This is a genomic window from Amycolatopsis sp. NPDC001319 (assembly GCF_042896185.1).
Lineage (GTDB): Bacteria > Actinomycetota > Actinomycetes > Mycobacteriales > Pseudonocardiaceae > Amycolatopsis.
The window spans coordinates 104,700-123,913 of sequence record NZ_JBIAWY010000018.1; the positions used below are offsets into that span (position 1 = coordinate 104,700).

At 71.0% G+C, this 19,214-nt stretch carries 17 protein-coding genes; 12 read left to right on the forward strand and 5 right to left on the reverse strand.

The features are described from left to right. Positions 1–17 precede the first annotated feature (17 nt). Positions 18–1,331, reverse strand: coding sequence for a DUF349 domain-containing protein (locus ACFY1H_RS43875; protein ID WP_366583769.1), 1,314 nt, complete (start codon positions 1,329–1,331; stop codon positions 18–20). Between the two features lie 218 nt (positions 1,332–1,549). On the opposite strand from ACFY1H_RS43875, the gene miaA reads away from it, so the two are divergent. Then, the gene (miaA, locus tag ACFY1H_RS43880) at positions 1,550–2,470 is read left to right on the forward strand and encodes a tRNA (adenosine(37)-N6)-dimethylallyltransferase MiaA (RefSeq protein ID WP_366583770.1); all 921 of its coding nucleotides are present in this window, start codon (positions 1,550–1,552) and stop codon (positions 2,468–2,470) included. Positions 2,471–2,480: 10 nt separating this feature from the next. Then, on the forward strand, positions 2,481–3,308 hold the full coding sequence (gene dapF / locus ACFY1H_RS43885) for a diaminopimelate epimerase (protein WP_366583771.1): 828 nt from the start codon (positions 2,481–2,483) through the stop codon (positions 3,306–3,308). Positions 3,309–3,397: 89 nt separating this feature from the next. Here the strand turns inward: dapF and valS are convergent, their stop codons facing one another. Further along, on the reverse strand, positions 3,398–5,929 hold the full coding sequence (gene valS / locus ACFY1H_RS43890) for a valine--tRNA ligase (protein ID WP_386956026.1): 2,532 nt from the start codon (positions 5,927–5,929) through the stop codon (positions 3,398–3,400). Between the two features lie 9 nt (positions 5,930–5,938). After that, complete coding sequence (locus ACFY1H_RS43895; RefSeq protein ID WP_366583773.1) at positions 5,939–7,192, reverse strand: MFS transporter; 1,254 nt, start codon at positions 7,190–7,192, stop codon at positions 5,939–5,941. Positions 7,193–7,255: 63 nt separating this feature from the next. Here ACFY1H_RS43895 and ACFY1H_RS43900 point away from each other — a divergent pair, with 63 nt between their 5' ends. The 3 genes from ACFY1H_RS43900 to ACFY1H_RS43910 are packed head-to-tail and all read left to right on the forward strand — an operon-like array spanning position 7,256 to position 10,314. Next, entirely contained in the window at positions 7,256–7,759 is a 504-nt protein-coding gene (locus tag ACFY1H_RS43900) for a winged helix-turn-helix domain-containing protein (protein ID WP_366583774.1), read from the forward strand. Between the two features lie 42 nt (positions 7,760–7,801). Continuing rightward, complete coding sequence (gene hflX, locus ACFY1H_RS43905) at positions 7,802–9,235, forward strand: GTPase HflX (RefSeq protein ID WP_366583775.1); 1,434 nt, start codon at positions 7,802–7,804, stop codon at positions 9,233–9,235. A 53-nt stretch (positions 9,236–9,288) separates the two neighbouring features. After that, positions 9,289–10,314: a hypothetical protein gene (locus ACFY1H_RS43910; protein ID WP_386956027.1), complete on the forward strand. Its 1,026-nt coding sequence runs from the start codon at positions 9,289–9,291 to the stop codon at positions 10,312–10,314. 670 nt (positions 10,315–10,984) lie between these two features. Here the strand turns inward: ACFY1H_RS43910 and lexA are convergent. Next, positions 10,985–11,701 carry a transcriptional repressor LexA gene (gene lexA, locus ACFY1H_RS43915; protein ID WP_364046754.1) on the reverse strand — a complete coding sequence of 239 codons (717 nt, stop codon included), beginning with the start codon at positions 11,699–11,701 and terminating at the stop codon, positions 10,985–10,987. 349 nt (positions 11,702–12,050) lie between these two features. Here lexA and ACFY1H_RS43920 point away from each other — a divergent pair, with 349 nt between their 5' ends. From ACFY1H_RS43920 to ACFY1H_RS43940, 5 genes are all read left to right on the forward strand, one after another. Further along, entirely contained in the window at positions 12,051–12,566 is a 516-nt protein-coding gene (locus tag ACFY1H_RS43920) for a LysM peptidoglycan-binding domain-containing protein (protein WP_366583777.1), read from the forward strand. 308 nt (positions 12,567–12,874) lie between these two features. Beyond that, on the forward strand, positions 12,875–13,366 hold the full coding sequence (gene nrdR, locus ACFY1H_RS43925; RefSeq protein ID WP_220238112.1) for a transcriptional regulator NrdR: 492 nt from the start codon (positions 12,875–12,877) through the stop codon (positions 13,364–13,366). 39 nt (positions 13,367–13,405) lie between these two features. Further along, entirely contained in the window at positions 13,406–16,219 is a 2,814-nt protein-coding gene (locus ACFY1H_RS43930; protein WP_366583778.1) for a vitamin B12-dependent ribonucleotide reductase, read from the forward strand. A 493-nt stretch (positions 16,220–16,712) separates the two neighbouring features. Further along, complete coding sequence (locus tag ACFY1H_RS43935; RefSeq protein ID WP_386956028.1) at positions 16,713–17,381, forward strand: hypothetical protein; 669 nt, start codon at positions 16,713–16,715, stop codon at positions 17,379–17,381. A gap of 82 nt (positions 17,382–17,463) precedes the next feature. Continuing rightward, positions 17,464–18,180: a ferritin-like domain-containing protein gene (locus tag ACFY1H_RS43940; RefSeq protein WP_386956030.1), complete on the forward strand. Its 717-nt coding sequence runs from the start codon at positions 17,464–17,466 to the stop codon at positions 18,178–18,180. Here the strand turns inward: ACFY1H_RS43940 and ACFY1H_RS43945 are convergent. After that, on the reverse strand, positions 18,152–18,772 hold the full coding sequence (locus ACFY1H_RS43945; protein WP_386956031.1) for a TetR/AcrR family transcriptional regulator: 621 nt from the start codon (positions 18,770–18,772) through the stop codon (positions 18,152–18,154). The two genes, ACFY1H_RS43940 and ACFY1H_RS43945, sit on opposite strands and share 29 nt — an antisense overlap. Before the next feature lie 71 nt (positions 18,773–18,843). Here ACFY1H_RS43945 and ACFY1H_RS43950 point away from each other — a divergent pair, with 71 nt between their 5' ends. Together ACFY1H_RS43950 and ACFY1H_RS43955 are read left to right on the forward strand one after the other, a co-directional pair. Next, positions 18,844–19,071 carry a hypothetical protein gene (locus ACFY1H_RS43950; RefSeq protein WP_386956032.1) on the forward strand — a complete coding sequence of 76 codons (228 nt, stop codon included), beginning with the start codon at positions 18,844–18,846 and terminating at the stop codon, positions 19,069–19,071. Next, complete coding sequence (locus ACFY1H_RS43955; protein WP_366583784.1) at positions 19,068–19,193, forward strand: hypothetical protein; 126 nt, start codon at positions 19,068–19,070, stop codon at positions 19,191–19,193. Before ACFY1H_RS43950 ends, ACFY1H_RS43955 begins: the two co-directional genes overlap by 4 nt. Positions 19,194–19,214: the final 21 nt, after the last annotated feature.

The window sequence follows — 19,214 nt, forward strand, 5'->3', positions numbered from 1 at the left end:
GCCCTCTCCGGAAACAATCAGCGATCCGCCACCGCGGCCTCCGCCGCTTCCATCCACTCGCGCCACTGAGCCGCCTGCTCGTCGGCCTTGCGAGCGCGGCGCTCGTCGCCCGCGGCGCGGGCCTTGGCGGCCTGCGACTCGAACTGCTCGACGCGCTCGCGGAACTGGGCGGCGCGGGCCTGGGCCTCGGGGTCGGTGCGGCGCCAGCGGCTGTCCTCGGCGGACTTGACGGCGTCCTGGACGGCCTTGAGGCGGCCGTCGAGCTCGCGGATGCGTTCGCGGGGGACCTTGCCGATCTCGTCCCACTGTTCCTGGATGCGGCGCAGCGCGGACTTGGCGGCGTCGAGGTTGGCGGCGACGTCGATCTTCTCCGCCTCGACCAGCAGCTCTTCCTTGCGGGCGGCGTTGCCGGCGAACTCGGCGTCGCGTTCGGTGAACACGGCCGAGCGGCGGGCGAAGAAGGCGTCCTGGGCCGCGCGGAAGCGCTGCCACAGGGCCTCGTCGCTGTCCTTGGGCGCGCGGCCCGCGGCGCGCCACTCGGCCATCAGCTCCTTGTAGCGGCCGGCGGTGGCGCCCCAGTCGTCGGACTCGGCGAGCGACTCGGCCTCGGCGATGAGCTCTTCCTTGCGGTGCTTGGCGCTCGCGCGCTGCTTGTCCAGCTCCGCGAAGTGCGAGCCGCGGCGGCGGTTGAACGCCTCGCGGGCCTTGGAGAACCGCTTCCACAACTCGTCGTCGGTCTTGCGGTCGACGCCCTTGACCGTCTTCCACTCGTCCAGGATCGTGCGCAGCCGGTCGCCCGCGACCTTCCACTGGGTCGAGTCGGCGGCGATCTTCTCGGCTTCCTCGGCCAGCTCCTGCTTGCGCGAAACGGCGGCCGCGCGGGCCTCCTCGCGCTCCTGCTTGACCTTGCCCAGCGCCTTCTCGGCGGCGGCGATCACGTACTCGACGCGCGCGGCCAGCGCGGCGAGGTCACCGACCACCGCCGACTCGGCCAGCCCGTCGCGGATCTGCGTGGCGTTCGACAGCGCGTGCTTCGGGTCGCCGACGCCCGAGCTCAGCCGGGTCTCCAGCAGCTCGACCTCGGTGCGCACGTCGTCGAAGCGGCGGGCGTAGTGCACCAGTCCTTCGTCGGGTGTGCCCGCCTGCCAGACCCCGACCGCGCGTTCGCCGTCGGCCGTGAAGACGAAAACTGTGCCCTCGGCGTCGACCCGGCCCCAGGTGGACGGGCTGGGCTCGGCGGCCGGAACCGGGGGTGCGGTCTGGGCGCCGCCGGGCGCGTGGGGCACGGGGTGCGGTGCCGGGGTGCCGCTGGACGTGTTCTCCTGGGCCATCGCAGGCTCCTTATCGCCTGTACGCCCGCTGGTGCGGGCGCCCCGCGTGCTGCGGGGCCGGGTTACGCTGTGGTGCTTCCGGGGGCATGGGGCCCCAGCGGCATTCAAGCAGCTCAGCGCCTGCTGTGGTACTGGATGAGCCACCTGAAGCCAGTGATCCTACTTCTCCTTGACGCTCCGTGTCGGCGGTCCTCCCCGTCCAGGTACCCTCGGCCAGCGTGATCAGCCCTGCTCAGCCGCCTCGTCCGGTCGCTGTCGTCGGTCCCACGGCCACCGGGAAGACGGCGCTGGCCGTGGAGCTGGCCCTCGCTCTCGGCGGCGAGGTCGTGAACGCCGACGCGCTCCAGCTCTACCGCGGCATGGACCTCGGCACGGCCAAGGCCACCGAAGCCGAGCGGCGCGGCGTGCCCCACCACCTGCTCGATGTCCTCGACGTCACCGAGACCGCGTCCGTCGCGGCCTACCAGCGCGACGCTCGCCGCGTGATCGAAGACCTCCTCGCCGCCGGCCGCGTGCCCGTCCTGACCGGCGGCTCCGGCCTCTACGTGCAGGCTGTGCTCGACGACCTGAAGTTTCCCGGCACCGACGCGGGCGTCCGGGCCCGGCTCGACGAAGAAGCGACCGAACGCGGCACGGCGGTCCTCTACGCGCGCCTGACCGAACAAGACCCGGCCGCAGCCGCCGCCATCCTGCCGACGAACACCCGCCGGATCGTGCGCGCCCTCGAGGTCATGGAGCTGACCGGAGAGCCCTTCTCCGCGAACCTGCCCAAGCCCGGCCCCGCGCGCTACGGCACGGTGCTGATCGGCATCGACCGCGACGCCGGCGAGCTCGACGAGCGCGTCGACCTGCGGGTGGAGCGGATGTTCGAGGCCGGGCTCGTCGACGAGGTGCGGCGGCTCGAAGCCCGCGGCCTGCGCGACGGCAAAACGGCGTCGCGGGCGCTGGGCTACCAGCAGGTGCTCGCCGAGCTCGACGGCGAAGGCGACTTCGCCGCGGCCGCCGCCGCGACCGCACAGGCCACCCGCCGCTTCGTCCGGCGGCAGCGCTCCTGGTTCCGCCGCGACAAGCGGATCCGGTGGTTCGACGGCGCTTCCCCCGACCTGGCCGCGCGCGTGCTCGACGCCCTGGCCCAGTAATCTTGTCCCCATGGGCGGCATCGAGTTTCTCAAGGGGCACGGCACGCAGAACGACTTCGTGCTGCTGCCCGACGCGTCCGGCCGCCTCGACCTCACGGCGGAGCGCGTGGCGGCCCTGTGCGACCGCCGGCGCGGCTTGGGCGCCGACGGCGTGCTGCGCGTGGTGCGCGCCAACGCGGCGGGTGAGGCGTCCGAGGGCGAGTGGTTCATGGACTACCGCAACGCCGACGGTTCCATCGCCGAGATGTGCGGCAACGGCGTGCGCGTGTTCGCCCGCTACCTCGTCGACGCCGGCCTGGCGGGCGACGGCCACTTCACCGTCGGCACCCGCGCGGGCGACCGGCCGGTGGTGGTCCACCCCGACCGCTCCGTGACCGTCGGCATGGGCCCGGCCACGATCACCGGCACCTCGGTCACGGTGGTGGCGGGCAGCCCGTTCTCGGGCGTGGCCGTGGACGTCGGCAACCCGCACCTGGTGTCGGTGCTCGACGACGACGTCGCCGACCTCGACCTGCGTGAGCAGCCCGACTTCGACCACGACGTGTTCCCGACCGGCGTGAACCTCGAGTTCGTGAACCTGCTCGGCCAGGGCGCGCTGCGCATGCGCGTCCACGAGCGGGGCGTGGGGGAGACGCGCTCGTGCGGCACCGGCACGGTGGCCGCGGTCGCCGCCGCGCTGCACCTGGCCGGCACCGACACGGGCGAGTCCACTGTGGACATCCCTGGCGGCCGTGTGGTCGTCACCGTCGAACGCGGTGCGGCCACCCTCACCGGCCCGGCGGAGATCGTCGCGCGCGGCGAGCTCGACGAAGCCTGGTGGGCCGCCGCCGGGGCGTAACGCACCCCCATGCGGCGTTGGTTGCGCTGAGCGCACCCAATGTGGCGTTGGTTGCGTTCAACGCACCGAACGCCACATTGGGGGAGCGCTCAGCCCACTGTCACCTCGACGGCCAGCTCACCGTCACCGGGACGAGTGGTCACGGCGGAGATCACTCCGGCCGCCCGCACGTCGTCCGACACCGCGGCGAACCCGGTCAGCAGGTCGTCGGAGGCGCTCACCGTGAGCGTCTCCACGGCCGAGCGCATCGACACCTTCGCGTCCGTCTTGGCCCGCCGCACGGCCGCGATCACCGAGCCGGCCAGCGGCAGCAGCGCGGGGTCACCCTCGATCGACGGCGCCGAAGGCCACGGCGCGCGGTGCACCGAACCCTCCTGCCACCACGACCAGACCTCCTCGGCCGTGTAAGGCAGCACCGGCGCGAACAGCCGCACCAGCACCGAAAGCGCGGTCGTCAGCGCCGCGCGCGCCGAGTCGGCCGCCGCCTCGCCGCGGTCGCCGTACGCGCGAGCCTTGACCAGCTCGACGTAGTCGTCGCAGAAGGTCCAGAAGAACGTCTCCGTCACCTGCAGCGCCCGTGCCTGGTCCAGGCCTTCGAACGCCGCCGTCGCCTCGCCGACCACGCGCCCGAGCGCGGCGAGCACTGACCGGTCCAGCGGTTCCGTCACCACCGCGTCCGCCGAGGGCAGGCCGAGGCCGAGCACGAACCGGCTCACGTTGAGCAGCTTCGTGGCCAGCCGGCGTCCGACCTTCATCTGGCCCTGGTCCTCGGCCGTGTCGACGCCGGGCCGCGCGCTCGCCGCCCAGTAGCGCACGGCGTCGGGCCCGAACTGGTCCAGCAGCGCGGCCGGCGTGACGACGTTGTCCTTCGACTTCGACATCTTCTTGCGGTCCGGGTCGAGCACCCAGCCGGAGATCACCGCGTCGCGCCAGGGCAGCACGTGCTCTTCCAGCTCCGAGCGCACGGCCGTGGAGAACAGCCAGGTGCGGATGATCTCGTGCGCCTGCGGCCGCAGCGAGTACGGGTAGACGCGGCGGAACAGGTCGTCGTCGAGGCTCCAGCGCCCGGCGATCTGCGGCGTGAGCGACGACGTGGCCCACGTGTCCATCACGTCCACCTCGCCCGCGAACCCGCCCGGTTTCCCGCGCTGGTCCTCGGTGTAGCCGGGCGGCACGTCCGTGGTCGGGTCCACCGGCAGGGCCGCATCCGCGGGCACCAGCACGGCGTCGTGGTCGGGCTCGCCGTGCTCGTCGAGCGGGTACCAGACGGGGATGGGCACGCCGAAGAACCGCTGGCGGCTCACCAGCCAGTCGCTCGTGAGGCCCTCGGCCCAGGCGCGGTAGCGCACCTCCATGTGCGGCGGCACCCAGTTGAGCTCGCCGCCGCGCTCGATCAGCTTCGCGCGCAGCTTCTCGTCGCGCCCGCCGTTGGTGAGGTACCACTGGCGGCTGGTGACGATCTCGAGCGGCCGGTCGCCCTTCTCGTAGAACTTCACCGCGTGCGTGATCGTCCGCGGCTCACCGCGCAGCGACCCCTCGGCCCGCAGCGCCTCGACGAGGAGCTGGCGTCCCGTGTGGACGGTCTTGCAGGCCAGCGGCGCGTACGCCTCGGCGGGCACCCCCCGCGGCGGCTCGGGCAGGAACCGGCCGTCGCGCCCGAGCACCGGGCGCGTCTCCAGCCGCAGCGCGCGCCACCACGTGACGTCGGTGGTGTCGCCGAAGGTGCAGACCATCGCGATGCCGGTGCCCTTCTCGGGATCGGCGAGGTGGTGCGCGTGCACCGGCACCTCGACGCCGAACACGGGCGTGCGCACCGTTTTCCCGACGAGGTCGCGATAGCGTTCGTCGTCCGGGTGCGCCACGAGCGCGACGCACGCGGGCAGCAGCTCCGGGCGCGTGGTGGAGATGAGCACCTCGGCGCCTTCGCCGGTGCGGAACACGAGGTCGTGGTACGCGCCGGGCCGCTCGCGGTCCTCCAGCTCGGCCTGCGCGACGGCGGTGCGGAAAGTGGTGTCCCACAACGTCGGCGCCTCGGCCTGGTAGGCCTCCTCTCGGGAGAGGTTGCGCAGGAAGGCGCGCTGCGAGATCTCCGTGGTGGCCGGGTCGATGGTCTGGTACGCCAGCGTCCAGTCCACCGACAGGCCCACGCGCCGCCAGACGTCCTCGAAGACCTTCTCGTCCTGTTCGGACAGCGTGCGGCACAGCTCCACGAAGTTGCGGCGCGACACCGGGATCACGTCCTTGCCGGGCTTGGCCGGCGGCGTGAACGACGGGTCGTAGGGCAGGGCCGGCTCGCAGCGCACGCCGTAGTGGTTCTGCACGCGGCGCTCGGTGGGCAGGCCGTTGTCGTCCCAGCCGACCGGGTAGAACACCTCACGCCCGCGCATGCGCTGGTAGCGCGCGAGGACGTCGGTGTGCGTGTAGGAGAACACGTGGCCGATGTGGAGCGAACCACTCGCCGTGAGCGGCGGGGTGTCGATCGAGTAGACGGCCTCGCGCGGCTTCGTGCGGTCGAAGCGGTGGACGCCGTCGCGCTCCCATACCGCTACCCACTTGGCCTCCAGACCGTCGACACCGACCTTGTCCGGGACACGAGGGCTGGGCTGGGGGGATGCGTTCATGAACCAACTCTAGGCGGGCGCCTCCACCGCTTTCTCGCCCACCGGCAGGTCACGCATGCGCCGCAGCGGCGAGCACACGACCCACAGCGCGGCGGCCAGCTGGCCGATCACCGCCGTCCACAGGGCACCGGTCAGCCCGAGCCCTTCGCCGAGCGCGCCGCCCAGCAGGCCCCCGAGCGGCATCGTGCCCCACACGATGAACCGCACGCTCGCGTTCATCCGGCCGAGCAGGCGGTCGGGTGTGATCGCCTGGCGGTAGGAGACCTGCGCGACGTTGTAGAGGATCACGCCGAACCCGGCCAGCGCGAGGCCGAAGCCGGCGAGGGGCACGCGCCAGCCGGGTCCCGCCAGCGGCACGAGCAGGTTGCCGGGCCACACGAGCATCGGCAGCAGCCAGATCGACCGCGCCTGCCCGACGCGGCGGATGATCGGGCCCGAGAACAGCGCGCCGAGGATCCCGCCGATGCCGCCGACGGCCAGCAGCCCGCCGACCGCCGCCGGTGGCAGCCCGGCCGTGCGTGTCAGGAACAGCACCTCCACGGCCTGCGCGGCGGCGCCGAAGAGGTTCGCGGTGGCGGTGCACGCGACGATGGCGCGCAGCGGCTTGTCGGTGAACACGAACCTCAGGCCCTCGAGCATCTGTGGCAGCAGGCGTTCGTGGCCGGTCTTCTCGGGCAGCGTCTCGACCGTGCGGATCCGCCACAGGCACAGTGCGGAGGCGAGGTAACCGAGGCCGGTGACCAGCACCGTGCTGGCCGCGCCCACGAACTGCACCAGCACACCCGCCGCGCTCGGCCCGGCGATCTGGGCCGAGGACTGCACGCCCTGCAGCTTCGCGTTGCCCTCCAGCAGGCGGTCGCGGCCCACGAGCGCGGGCAGGTAGGCCTGGTAGGACACGTCGAAGAACACCGTGCCGATGCCCACGAACAGCACGACGCCGATCAGCTGCGGCATCGTCAGCACGCCGGTCCACCACGCGACCGGGATGCTCAGGATCAGCAGGGCCCGGGTGAGGTCGGCCGCGAGCATCACGGGCCGCTTGCGCATCCGGTCCACCCACACGCCCGCCGGCAGGCCGATGAGCAGGAACCCCAGCGTCTCGGCCGTCGTCAGCAGGCCCATCTCGAACGGCGTCGCCGCCAGCGTGACCGCCGCCAGCAGCGGGATCGCCGTGATGCCGACGAACGTGCCGAGCTGGCTCGCCGTGTCGCCGGTGAAGAGCCGCCGGAAGTCGGCGTGGAAGAAGAGGGAGTCCCGGTTCACTCGATCGAGTGTCGACGAGTGATTGGAAAGTGTCAATCACTTACTCGTGCCTAGGCTGTGCGGGTGCCGACCCCACGACGCCCTTCGACGGAGGCCGAGGCCGCCGCGCTCGCGTCCGGAATACGCCTGCGCATCATCCGGTTGACCTCCTTCGAGGCCATGACCAACAAGGAGCTGGCCGAGCGGCTCGGCCGCGACCCGGCGACCACGTTGCACCACGTGCGGCGCCTGGTGGAAACGGGTTTTCTCGCCCCGCAGGAGGAGCGCCGCGGCGCTCGTGGTGCCAAGGAGATCCCGTACCTGTCCACCGGCCTGTCCTGGCAGCTCGACAACGGCGAGGCCGGCGCTTCCGTCGGCCAGGCCATGCTCGAGGCCTACCTCGCCGAGATCGGGGAGGCCGACCCCGCCGAGGTCGACGCCAGCCGGCTCGTGTTCCAGGTCTCGCCCGCCGAGGTCGCCGAGTTCAAGGACCGGCTCACGCAGCTGCTCGAGGAGTTCCGTGAACGGCCCGCCCGGCCCGGCGCCGACCGGACCGCGATCTATTTGTCCGTCTATCCCAGCAGGTAATCACTCGGCTCCCGCGCCGAATCGTGGGAGCATGGAGGCACGATGACAGAACTGACACACGAAGACCTGTACGACGACGACCCGTCGACCGGTGAGATGGAGCTCGAGGACCGCGCCTCGCTCCGCCGCGTCGCAGGCCTGTCGACCGAACTCACAGACGTCACCGAGGTCGAATACCGCCAGCTGCGGCTGGAGCGCGTCGTGCTGGTCGGCGTGTGGACCGAAGGCACCGCCGAGCAGTCGGAAGCCTCCCTCGCCGAGCTGGCGAGGCTGGCCGAGACCGCCGGTTCCGAGGTGCTCGAGGGCCTCGTCCAGCGGCGCACCAAGCCCGACCCGGCTACCTACGTCGGCTCCGGCAAGGTGCGGGAGCTGCGTGACGTGGTGGTGGCGACCGGCGCGGACACGGTGATCTGCGACGGCGAGCTCTCGCCCGGCCAGCTGCGCCAGCTGGAGGAGAAGGTCAAGGTCAAGGTGATCGACCGGACCGCCCTGATCCTCGACATCTTCGCGCAGCACGCCCGCTCCAAGGAGGGCAAGGCGCAGGTCGAGCTGGCCCAGCTGCAGTACCTCATCCCGCGGCTTCGCGGTTGGGGTGCGTCGCTGTCCCGGCAGGCCGGTGGCCGTGCCGGTGGCGCCAACGGCGGTGTGGGCCTGCGCGGTCCCGGTGAGACGAAGCTGGAAACCGACCGGCGGCGGATCAACAAGCGCGTGGCGAAGCTGCGCCGCGAGATCGCGTCGATGGACACGATCCGCGAGACCAAGCGCGGCCGGCGCGTGGCCAACGAGGTGCCCAGCGTGGCGATCGTCGGCTACACCAACGCCGGCAAGTCGAGCCTGCTCAACGCGCTGACCGGCGCGGGGGTGCTGGTGGAGGACGCGCTGTTCGCCACCCTGGACCCGACCACGCGCCGGGCCCAGACGGCCGACGGGCGCACGTTCACCCTCACCGACACCGTCGGGTTCGTGCGGCACCTGCCGCACCAGCTGGTGGACGCGTTCCGCTCGACGCTGGAGGAGGCGGCCGACGCCGACCTGCTGCTGCACGTCGTCGACGGAGCCGACCCGGCGCCCGAGGAGCAGGTGAACGCCGTGCGCGAGGTGCTCGGCGAGATCACCCGCACCCGCAAGGAGCCGCTGCCGCCCGAGCTGCTGGTGATCAACAAGGCCGACGCGGCCGACCAGGTCACGCTCGCCCGGCTGCGGCACCAGCTGGCGGGTTCCGTGCTGGTGTCCGCCCGGACCGGCGCGGGCATCCCGGAGCTGGCCGAGGTGCTCGCCGACCGCCTGCCGCGGCCGCAGGTCGTGGTCGAGGCGCTGGTCCCGTACTCGCGCGGCGAGCTCGTGGCCCGCGCCCACGCGGACGGCGAGGTGCTCGAGGAGGAGCACGTGGCCGACGGCACGCGGCTGCTCGTGCGGGTCCACCCGGACCTCGCGGCGGCTTTGCGCCGGTACGAAACCAACTCCTCGGCGCTCTGAACGTCTTCCGTAGTGTGCGGCCTGACCGGGCCGCACACTACGGAGGTGAGCTGGTGCGGGTCGTCCTCGCGGTGACGGCGGTTTTGCTGGTGCTGGGCGCTGTGCCCGCCGCCGCGGCGGCGCCACCACCCGCGCCTTCATCGCTGTGCAAGGTCACCGACTCGCGGCTGGGGGAGCTCTCCGGCCTCGTCTCCGACGGCGAGCACTGGTACGCGATCAACGACGGCGGCACGAAGGTGCAGGTCTTCGTCCTCGACCACTCGTGCAAGGTGCAGAAGGTGCTCTCCGCGAGCACCGACCCGTACGACGTCGAGGACCTCGCACGCGCGGCCGACGGCACCCTGTGGCTCTCGGACACCGGCGACAACAGCCACAAGCGCACGACCGTGGCGCTCATGGAGATGAAACCTTCGGGCGGCAGCGTGACGTTGCACCGCCTGACCTATCCCGACGGGCCGCACGACACCGAGGCCCTGCTGCTCGACCGCTCGGGCACGCCGTACCTGATCACCAAGGAAGTGCTGGGCGACGCGGCCGTCTACCGGCCGACGGGCCCCTTGGCCACGCCCGGGCCGACCGCGTTGGAGAAGGTCGGTTCGCTGACCATCCATGACACCGACACGGTGGGCGGCCCGGTGGGCGCCTTCGGCTCCGTGCTGGTCACGGGCGGCGCCACCAGCGCCGACGGCCACGTCGTGGCCCTGCGCACCTACACCGACGCGTACCTGTACCCCGCCCCGGACGGCGACGTGCTGGAGGCGCTCAAACGCAACCCCGTACGGATCCCCCTGCCGAACGAGAAGCAGGGCGAAGCCCTCGCCTTCGAACCCGACGGCACCCTGCTGTCGGGCGGCGAAGGCGTCGGCCAGCCCATCCGCGCGGTGAAAAACGCGACGGCCCTGGTGGCGGGCGCCGCCGCACCCCAACGCGAGGCGGCCAAGCCCCCCGCTTCCGGCGCGACCGGCGGCTCGGACGACTCGTCCGGCCTGCCACTGCTGCCGGTGGTGGGCATCGCGGTGGTCGTGGTGCTGATCGGCTGGTTCTTGCTGAGCCGGCTTCGGCGCCGCCCGCGCCGCTGAGTCCTGGCCGCTGGGTCCTCAGCGGGTCTGCTCGGCTGGGTCCTGCCGGCTGCGAGCCGGCTCGGCTGCGTTTGCCTTTGGCCCGTCGAACTGACTCTGTGCGCTGAAGAACCCGCGGTGGCGAATCCACGCTGATGAACCTGCGCCGCCGGAACTCGCGCGGGTGAACGGGCGCACGCTGCAGCAGTGAACCCGCGCCGGTGGCCTCAGCGCCGCGGAGGTCTGACCGGCTGGGTCCGGGCCGCTGAATGCGGGTCGGCTCAGCTGCGTTCCCCGCGGCCTGTCGGGCTGACTCCGGTCGCCTCGCGCTGAGGAAACCCGGGGTGGCGAACCCACGCTGATGAACCTGCGCCGCCAGAACTCGCGCGGGTGAACGGCCGCACGCTTCAGCGGTGAACCCACGCCGGTGAGTCCTGGTCGCTGGGCCTGGCTGGCTGCGTCCTGGCCGCCGAGGTCCGCTCCGGGGAGGCGACCGGGGCGTGGCGCACACAGCGGCAAGACCACAAGCCAAGACCACAAGCCAAGACCACTCAACGGGCCACTCAGCACCCGGCGGGCCGCGCGGCACCGTCCACACCGGACACCGGGAAGCTCCCGCCCGCGGCGCGGGGACGATCGAGGCCGGGCATCCTCGTCGCCGGCCCGCGGCCGCGTGGGTGGGGTTCCTGGTCTAGAGGCGCCGGAGGACCGCGACGACCTTGCCGAGGATGGTGGCGTCGTCGCCGGGGATCGGTTCGTAGGCCTCGTTGTGCGGCATCAGCCAGACGTGGCCGTCCTTGCGCTTGAACGTCTTCACCGTGGCCTCGCCGTCGATCATGGCGGCCACGATGTCGCCGTTCTCGGCGGCGGGCTGCTGGCGGACCACGACCCAGTCGCCGTCGGTGATGGCGGCGTCGACCATCGAGTCGCCGGTGACGCTGAGCAGGAAGAGCTCACCTTCGCCGACGATCTCGCGCGGCAGCGGGAAGACATCCTCGATCGCCTGCTCCGCCAGCACCGGGCCACCGGCCGCGATCCGGCCGACCAGCGGCACGTACGCCGCCTTCGGCATGGACGGCTGCTGGTCGATGTCGATGCCCATCGGGTTGTCGTCCGTCGTCGAGAGCACGCCCACGGCCCGCGGCCGGTTCGCGTCGCGGCGCAGGTATCCCTTGCGCTGCAACGCCCGCAGCTGGTGGGACACCGACGAGGTCGACGTGAGCCCCACGGCTTCGCCGATCTCGCGGACGCTCGGCGGGTAGCCGAACCGGGCCACCCAGGTGCGGATCACGTCGAGCACTTGCTGTTGCCGCACAGTCAGCGTCTCGTCCACGTCGTAGACCTCGGGCAGGGCCGTCACCTTGCCCGAGCCACCGGGCGTGGTGCCCGCCTTGCTCTCCTTCGCCACTGTGTGTCCTCTCCCCACTGGGCGTCGCCTCCCAGATGTTTCACGGTCGCCTCGCCGGCGGCCCGCGGGTAACGCGTGCGCCGGCCGGCTCCCGCGGACGCGGGTGCCCTCGCCGGCGACATCTGCCCGGCAGATGTCCTGGTCACCGACGTTAGCCCACCGAGCGTGACGATTTCAAACATCTGTTCGATCGACACGCCGTGTCCTCTCGATTTTGTCGGTGCGGGGTGGTAGACCTTCGCACGGACGTTCGATAGAACGCCTGTTCGACCTGAACCGCATTGTCGCCGGTGAGAGCACCGGACCGGGCTCGGATCGAACCGATCAGCAGGTCAGAAGGAGGTTCGCCATGTCGATTCTGGCAGACCGCGGGATCGTCCGCCCGCTCCGGCCCGCCCGGCAGGCCGCCGCTCCGGCTCGGGTTCCCTCGGGTCCCCCGATCGGTCCCACGACACCCGTTCGCGGCACGCGCGAGCGCCGGGGCGAGCCGCTGCGGCCGCCGACACGCGCCCGGGTGGTCGCGGGGCATCGCGTAGTGCCGGCCACGTGTGCCGAGCCGCGCCGGCCCGCCGTGCGGTGGCCGTGGCTCGCCGCGATCGCCGTCGCCGCCTGCCTGGTGGTCACCGTTCTGGGTGTTTTCGGGTCCGGCACGCCGGGTGGAGCGGTGCCCGCGCGCACGGCGTCGGTGTCCGTGCAGCAGGGCGACACGCTGACCGCGATCGCCGCCCGGTTCGCCCCCGACTCGGACCAGGCCGCCGTGGTCGAGCGCATCAAACAGCTCAACCACCTCGACGACGCCGTCCTCGTGCCGGGTCTGCCGCTCACCGTGCCGGTCGCGTCGGAGGTGGCCGGGTTCGGTTCGTGACCGTCGGGATGTGCGCGATCGCACCCCGAATCGGTGCCTTCTTCACCCGCTTGTGTCGCTTGCGTGGGCCGTCCGGGCGATCTATGGTCAACCCCTACATCTGGTAGTTACACCGCTGTAGTTGGTCCACAGGTAGGGGTAGACTGGAGACCAGTTGTCCACAGCTGGGCGGTGTTCACCCACCGGTTGTCCACAAGTCGATCACCAGGCGCGGGTCCGTGCGGGGTGATCGTGGTCCAGGCCGTAGCGTGGCGGCAGGGGCCGGCGTGGATGGACTCGGCCGGCGTTGAGGGGAAGGTGATCGGCGGATGAGGTGCCCGTTCTGCCGGCATGCGGACTCTCGGGTCGTCGACTCCCGAGAGGTGGATGAAGGACAGGCGATCCGGCGGCGGCGCTCGTGCGCCCAGTGCGGCCGGCGCTTCACCACGTCGGAGACGATGGTGCTCGCCGTCGTCAAGCGGTCCGGCGTCACCGAGCAGTTCAGCCGGGACAAGGTCGTCAACGGCGTGCGGCGGGCCTGTCAGGGCCGGCCGGTCGACGACGACGCGCTGCAGAAGCTCGCGCAGCGCGTGGAGGAGTCGATCCGCTCCGCCGGTCTGGCGGAGATCCCGAGCCACGAGGTCGGCCTGGCCATCCTCGGTCCCTTGCGGGAGCTCGACGGGGTCGCCTACCTCCGGTTCGCCAGCGTCTACCGCTCGTTCTCCTCGGTCGAGGACTTCGAGAAGGAGATCGCGGACCTGCGGGAAGCCATGGCGGGGACTGCCGCGGAAGAAGGAAGCGAGCGCGCCGGAGACGACTGAGTGTCGCCTGCGCCGCGCGGGAGCGAGGGACGAGACCCGATGACCGAAACCGTGGGAACCGGCGCGGCGGCCGCCGGCCGGAGCAAGAAAAAGGCCAGTGGCGGTCTGTCCGTCAAGCGGGTCTTCACGACCGAAGGCGTGCACCCGTACGACGAGGTCGCGTGGGAGCAGCGCGACGTCGTGATGACCAACTGGCGCGACGGCAGCGTGAACTTCGAGCAGCGGGGCGTCGAGTTCCCCGGGTTCTGGTCGGTGAACGCCACCAACATCGTCACCAGCAAGTACTTCCGCGGCGCCGTCGGCTCCCCGCAGCGCGAGAGCAGCCTCAAGCAGCTCATCGACCGCGTGGTGAAGACGTACGTGAAGGCCGCCGCGGACCACGGTTACTTCGCCGGCGCGGGCGACCTGGAGATCTTCGAGCACGAGCTCACCTGGATGCTGCTGCACCAGGTCTTCAGCTTCAACTCCCCGGTCTGGTTCAACGTCGGCACGTCCTCGAAGCAGCAGGTCTCGGCGTGCTTCATCCTGTCGGTCGACGACACGATGGAGTCGATCCTGAACTGGTACCGCGAGGAGGGCCTGATCTTCAAGGGCGGCTCCGGCGCGGGCCTCAACCTCTCCCGCATCCGCTCCTCGAAGGAGCTGCTCACCTCTGGCGGCACGGCGTCCGGCCCGGTCTCGTTCATGCGCGGCGCCGACGCGTCCGCGGGCACCATCAAGTCCGGCGGCGCCACGCGGCGCGCGGCGAAGATGGTCGTGCTCGACGTCGACCACCCCGACATCGAGGAGTTCATCCAGACGAAGGCGCGTGAAGAGGAGAAGATCAAGGTCCTCCGCGACGCCGGGTTCGACATGGACCTCTCCGGCGCGGACATCGCGTCGGTGCAGTACCAGAACGCCAACAACTCCGTGCGCGTGTCCGACGAGTTCATGCAGGCCGTGGAGAACGGCACGGAGTTCGGGCTGCGCGCCCGCCTCACGGGCGAGGTCATCGAGCGCACCGACGCGAAGAAGCTGTTCCGCACCATGGCGCAGGCCGCGTGGGAGTGCGCCGACCCGGGCGTGCAGTACGACGGCACGATCAACGACTGGCACACCTGCCCGGAGTCCGGCCGCATCAGCGCGTCGAACCCGTGCAGCGAGTACATGCACCTCGACAACTCCAGCTGCAACCTGGCGTCGCTGAACCTGCTGAAGTTCGTGTCGGAGGACGGCACGTTCGACGCGCCGCTGTTCGCGAAGGCCGTGGAGTTCGTGATCACGGCGATGGACATCTCCATCTGCTTCGCCGACTTCCCGACCGAGCCGATCGCCGACACCACGCGCAAGTTCCGCCAGCTGGGCATCGGGTACGCCAACCTGGGCGCGCTGCTGATGGCGCTGGGCCACGCGTACGACTCCGAAGGCGGCCGCGCGCTCGCCGGCGCGATCACGTCGCTGATGACCGGTGTGTCGTACCGGCGTTCGGCGGAGATGGCGAAGGTCGTGGGCGCGTACGAGGGTTACGCGCGCAACGCCGAGGCGCACCAGCGCGTGATGCGCAAGCACGCCGCGGCCAACGAGCTGGTGCGCACGTACCACTCCAACGACGCGGCCGTCCGCGCGCTGGCCACCGAGGAGTGGCAGCGCGGCATCGAGCTCGGCACACGCCACGGCTGGCGCAACGCGCAGGCCTCGGTGCTCGCGCCGACCGGCACCATCGGCTTCATGATGGACTGCGACACCACGGGCATCGAGCCGGACTTCTCGCTGGTGAAGTTCAAGAAGCTCGTCGGCGGCGGGTCGATGCAGATCGTGAACCAGACCGTGCCGCGCGCGCTGAAGGTGCTGGGCTACCAGGACGAGCAGGTGGAGGCGATCGTCGAGTACGTGGCGCAGCACGGCCACGTCGTCGACGCGCCGGGCCTGCGTCCGGAGCACTACGAGGTGTTCGACTGCGCGGTGGGCGAGCGGTCCATCGCGCCGATGGGCCACGTGCGGATGATGGCCGCGGTGCAGCCGTTCCTGTCGGGCGCGATCTCGAAGACGGTGAACATGCCGGAGACGGCGACCGTCGAAGAGGTCGAGGAGATCTACTTCCAGGGCTGGAAGCTGGGCCTCAAGGCGCTCGCGATCTACCGCGACAACTGCAAGGTCGGCCAGCCGCTGTCCACGGCGAAGAAGAAGGAAGCCGAGCCGGAGCCGGAGAAGGTCGTCGAGTACCGCCCGGTGCGCCGCCGCCTGCCGAAGAAGCGCCCGAGCCAGACCGTCTCCTTCACCGTCGGCGGCGCCGAGGGCTACCTCCACGCCGGCTCCTACCCGGACGACGGCCTCGGCGAGATCTTCGTCAAGCTCGGCAAGCAGGGCTCGACGCTGGCGGGCGTCATGGACGCCTTCTCGATGTCCATCTCCGTCGGTCTCCAGCACGGCATCCCGCTGGAGTTCTACGTCTCGAAGTTCTCCAACCTGCGCTTCGAACCCGCCGGCATGACGGACGACCCGGACATCCGCATCGCCACCAGCGTGATGGACTACCTGTTCCGCCGGCTGGCCCTCGACTACCTGCCCTACGAGAAGCGCTCGCAACTCGGCATCTTCACCGCCGACGAACGCTCCGCCGAAGTGGAATCCAACTACGGCGGCATGGACCTCGAGGCCCTGCGCACCAGCGTCGACTCCTCCCCGGCGTCGGCCCCTTCGGCCCCTGCTCAGGAACCGTCCACCCCGGACGCGCACTCCACGGCCGAACTGATGGAACTCCACCTGGGCAAAGCCGCCGACGCGCCTTTGTGCATGACGTGCGGCACGAAGATGCGGCCCGCGGGGTCGTGCTACGCGTGTGAAGGGTGTGGGGCGACGTCGGGTTGTAGCTGATCGTGGTGAAGCGGGGAGCCGGGGTTCCGGTTCCCCGCTTTGCTTTTCCGCTACCGGCTTCGTGGAGTAATGGTTTGCCGCCCGAGGGTTTCGCTGCCACGCTCGGTCCATGACCGAAAGAATCGAGACCTCCGCACGCCGGTGAGGCTCCAGCCCGAGCCGATGCCGCTCGGACCCCGGCAGACCTTGCTCAACCATGCGCAGCGGCTGCACTCGTTGTCACCCGGTTCACCGTTGCCCCGCGACGGCGAGCCCTACCCCGACGACGCGCTCCACCGCGGCCGAAACCGCCCCAGGCCACCCGAGGACAGGAGCCTGGTCGGCATAGCCGCGGCAAGGATTCTCGCGGACTAATTCGCGGATCCTTCGGCTGTACCCGGCGATCTCGCGGACTCCTTCCACAGCGCGTACGTCTCCCGCCACCTGAACGAACACATTTCCGCCGTCGTCGCGCGCGTCGACCCGGCACGAGCGCGGCTCACCGGGCGATGGCTTGTCCGACAAGTTCGCCGCTCTCGTCGCGCGGGCGCTGGAACGGCTGGACGGCGGCACGACGGCGCTGCTGTGGCTGGCCGAGCGCGTCGAGGGATGGGGCCGCGTCTACGTGGTCGAGGCGCTGTGCCGGCTCGACGATCCGGCCGCGAAGCCGTGGTTGTTGCGACGGGCCGTCAACGGGGAATTCCTCAACGGCTACTTCGCCGGCGAGGTCGCGGTGAAAACCGCACTGCACGAGGCGATCGCGGATCCGGCGGCCGACGACGAGCTGATCGACCACGCCGGTCGGCTGTGGCACGTGCCTGCCGATTATGGGGAAATGAGCACGCGGATCGAGGAGTACGCCCACGCGGCCGACGTTCTCGAACAGCACGTTCGACACCTCGGTACTCAACCGCCCACTGCTCGCCGCTTCGCGGCCGCCACGATGCTCGCCGACCAAATCCACAGCCCCGCGGCGGATCGCCTCCGACTGCCTCCGGCCAGACTCGGGCGGTTGCACGCCTACCGGTCGGTGCTCGACCGCGACGACTGGTCCGGCGCGAGGCGCCGCGCCCTCGACAGCGGAGACGACGACCTGCATCCGGACTACCTGCGCTGGCTGGCCACCGAAGTCGGTCCACGGCTGGGCCTTCGGGCATTCCTCGGCATGGTCGACTACAACTAGCCCGTTGGTCACGCGTGTTTCCGCACAGGATCTCCACACGTCCTCCGTTGGGTGCGCACATCGGTGCGCCAGCATCGGGCGCGTGGAGTGGCTGAAGGAGTTCAGGGAAGAAGCACAGCGGCGCAGTGTGCGCCCCGAGCCCGAGTGGGGAAGAGGCGCACAGCTGGAGCCGGCGGTGATCAGGAGTGTGCAGCGGTTCCAGGTGGGGGAGTCGGGGGACGGGGTCAACCTGATGGCCAAGGCCGACCCGCGCTACCGGCAAGCGGTGGAATTGTTCGTTGCCGAGGAGCAGAATCACGCGCGGTTGCTGGCGGAGCTGCTCAAAGCCGCCGGGAGTGCGACGATCGCCAAACACTGGTCCGACACCGTGTTCGTCTGGCTCAGGCGGGCGTTGGGGCTGAGGCTGGAACTGATGGTGCTGCTGATCGCCGAGGTCGTGGCGCTGAGCTACTACAAGGCGCTGAAGAACTCGGGCGATCCCCTCGCGAGGGAGGTCGCGGCGCGGATTCTGGCGGATGAGGAGCGGCATGTGCCGTTCCAGTGCGATCAGCTCAGGGGGAGTTTTCCCGGGGTGAAAGGAAAACTCGTCGCCGGCGGGTGGCGGGTGGTGATGGCCGGGGCGTTGGTGGCCGTCACCACGGATCACGGGCGGGCGTTGCGCACCCTGGGCATCACGCGGCTGAGGTTCGCGGCCGAGGTGCTCGGCAGGTTCGAAGAAGTGGTCGCCGATGTCCACGGTGGACGGACGGCTCCGGTCGCGACGAGGCCGTTCAGGGCGCGGCCGCGGACTCTGCGCTGAGCGAGGTGAGGTGCGCCCGCAGGACGTCGCGGCAGACCTCGGGCGTGGTGGCCTCCGGGTGCAGGGCCGAGCGGAACGTGAGGCCGTCCAGCAAAGCGGCCAGCCGCTCGGCCTCCAGGTCGGCCGCGGCGGGCGGCAGGGACAGTGCCGAGACGATCCGGCGGGCCAGAGCCAAAGTCCCGCCCAGGGCTTCGTGAGCCAGTTCGGTCAGGTCGGTGTCCACGCGGGCCGCGACGAGGAACTCGACCAGCACCGTGGCTTCGGCGCGGCGGGGGGCGTCGAGGGGGAGCAGTTCGGCGAGGAAGTCGGTCAGTTGTGCGGCCGCCTCGTCGGGCGTCAGCTCCGAGAGGGGTCGCATCGAGGCGCGGCGGCGTTCCAGGCGGGCGGAGACGCGGTCGATCGTCGAGCGCATCGCGAAGCGCATGAGGTCGCGCTGGCCGTCGAAGTAATGGCGGACGGAGCCGATGTTCAGGCCGGACTCCGCGGCCACCGAGCGCAGCGACACGGCCGGCAAGCCGTCGCGCGCGGCGAGGCGCAGGACGGCGTCCGCGATGTCGGCGCGGCGTTGTTCACCGTCGATGACCTTGGGCACTGGACCTTTCTATCACACCTGTGATACCAATGTTTATGTCACAGGTGTGATAGAAAACGAGGTGGGAGACGATGGAGACGGTGCTCGACCTGCTGCTGATCCGGTTCGGCCTGATCGTGGCCGGGCTGGTGGTGCTCGGCCTGGTGGTGTTCGCGGTGGTGGTCACGCTGCGGCGCCGAGGAAAGGGCCACCACGTGGCGACGGCCGCGCGGTTCGCCGCGCGCGTGCTTCAAGAGCGGGGGACCAGCCGAAGCAGCCGCGTGGCCAGGGAAGCGCTCAACCGGTTCGACGACCGGTGAACGGCGACGAGCTGCTGCACCACCTGCTGATGGACCTGCTGGTCAAAGGCGTGATCGGCCTCGGCGCGGTGGTGGTGCTGGTGATCGGCGCCGTCGTGATCTGGCGCAAGGTGGGGAGGTGAAGGGGGCGCCGGTGAAGGCGC

Bases quoted from the DNA above. Each gene is read 5' to 3' on its own strand.
- ACFY1H_RS43930 (WP_366583778.1), top strand. From the start codon at position 13,406: ATGACCGAAACCGTGGGAACCGGCGCGGCGGCCGCCGGCCGGAGCAAG.
- dapF (WP_366583771.1), top strand. From the start codon at position 2,481: ATGGGCGGCATCGAGTTTCTCAAGGGGCACGGCACGCAGAACGACTTC.
- hflX (WP_366583775.1), top strand. From the start codon at position 7,802: ATGACAGAACTGACACACGAAGACCTGTACGACGACGACCCGTCGACC.
- valS (WP_386956026.1), bottom strand. From the start codon at position 5,929: ATGAACGCATCCCCCCAGCCCAGCCCTCGTGTCCCGGACAAGGTCGGT.
- ACFY1H_RS43950 (WP_386956032.1), top strand. From the start codon at position 18,844: ATGGAGACGGTGCTCGACCTGCTGCTGATCCGGTTCGGCCTGATCGTG.
- nrdR (WP_220238112.1), top strand. From the start codon at position 12,875: ATGAGGTGCCCGTTCTGCCGGCATGCGGACTCTCGGGTCGTCGACTCC.
- ACFY1H_RS43920 (WP_366583777.1), top strand. From the start codon at position 12,051: ATGTCGATTCTGGCAGACCGCGGGATCGTCCGCCCGCTCCGGCCCGCC.
- ACFY1H_RS43875 (WP_366583769.1), bottom strand. From the start codon at position 1,331: ATGGCCCAGGAGAACACGTCCAGCGGCACCCCGGCACCGCACCCCGTG.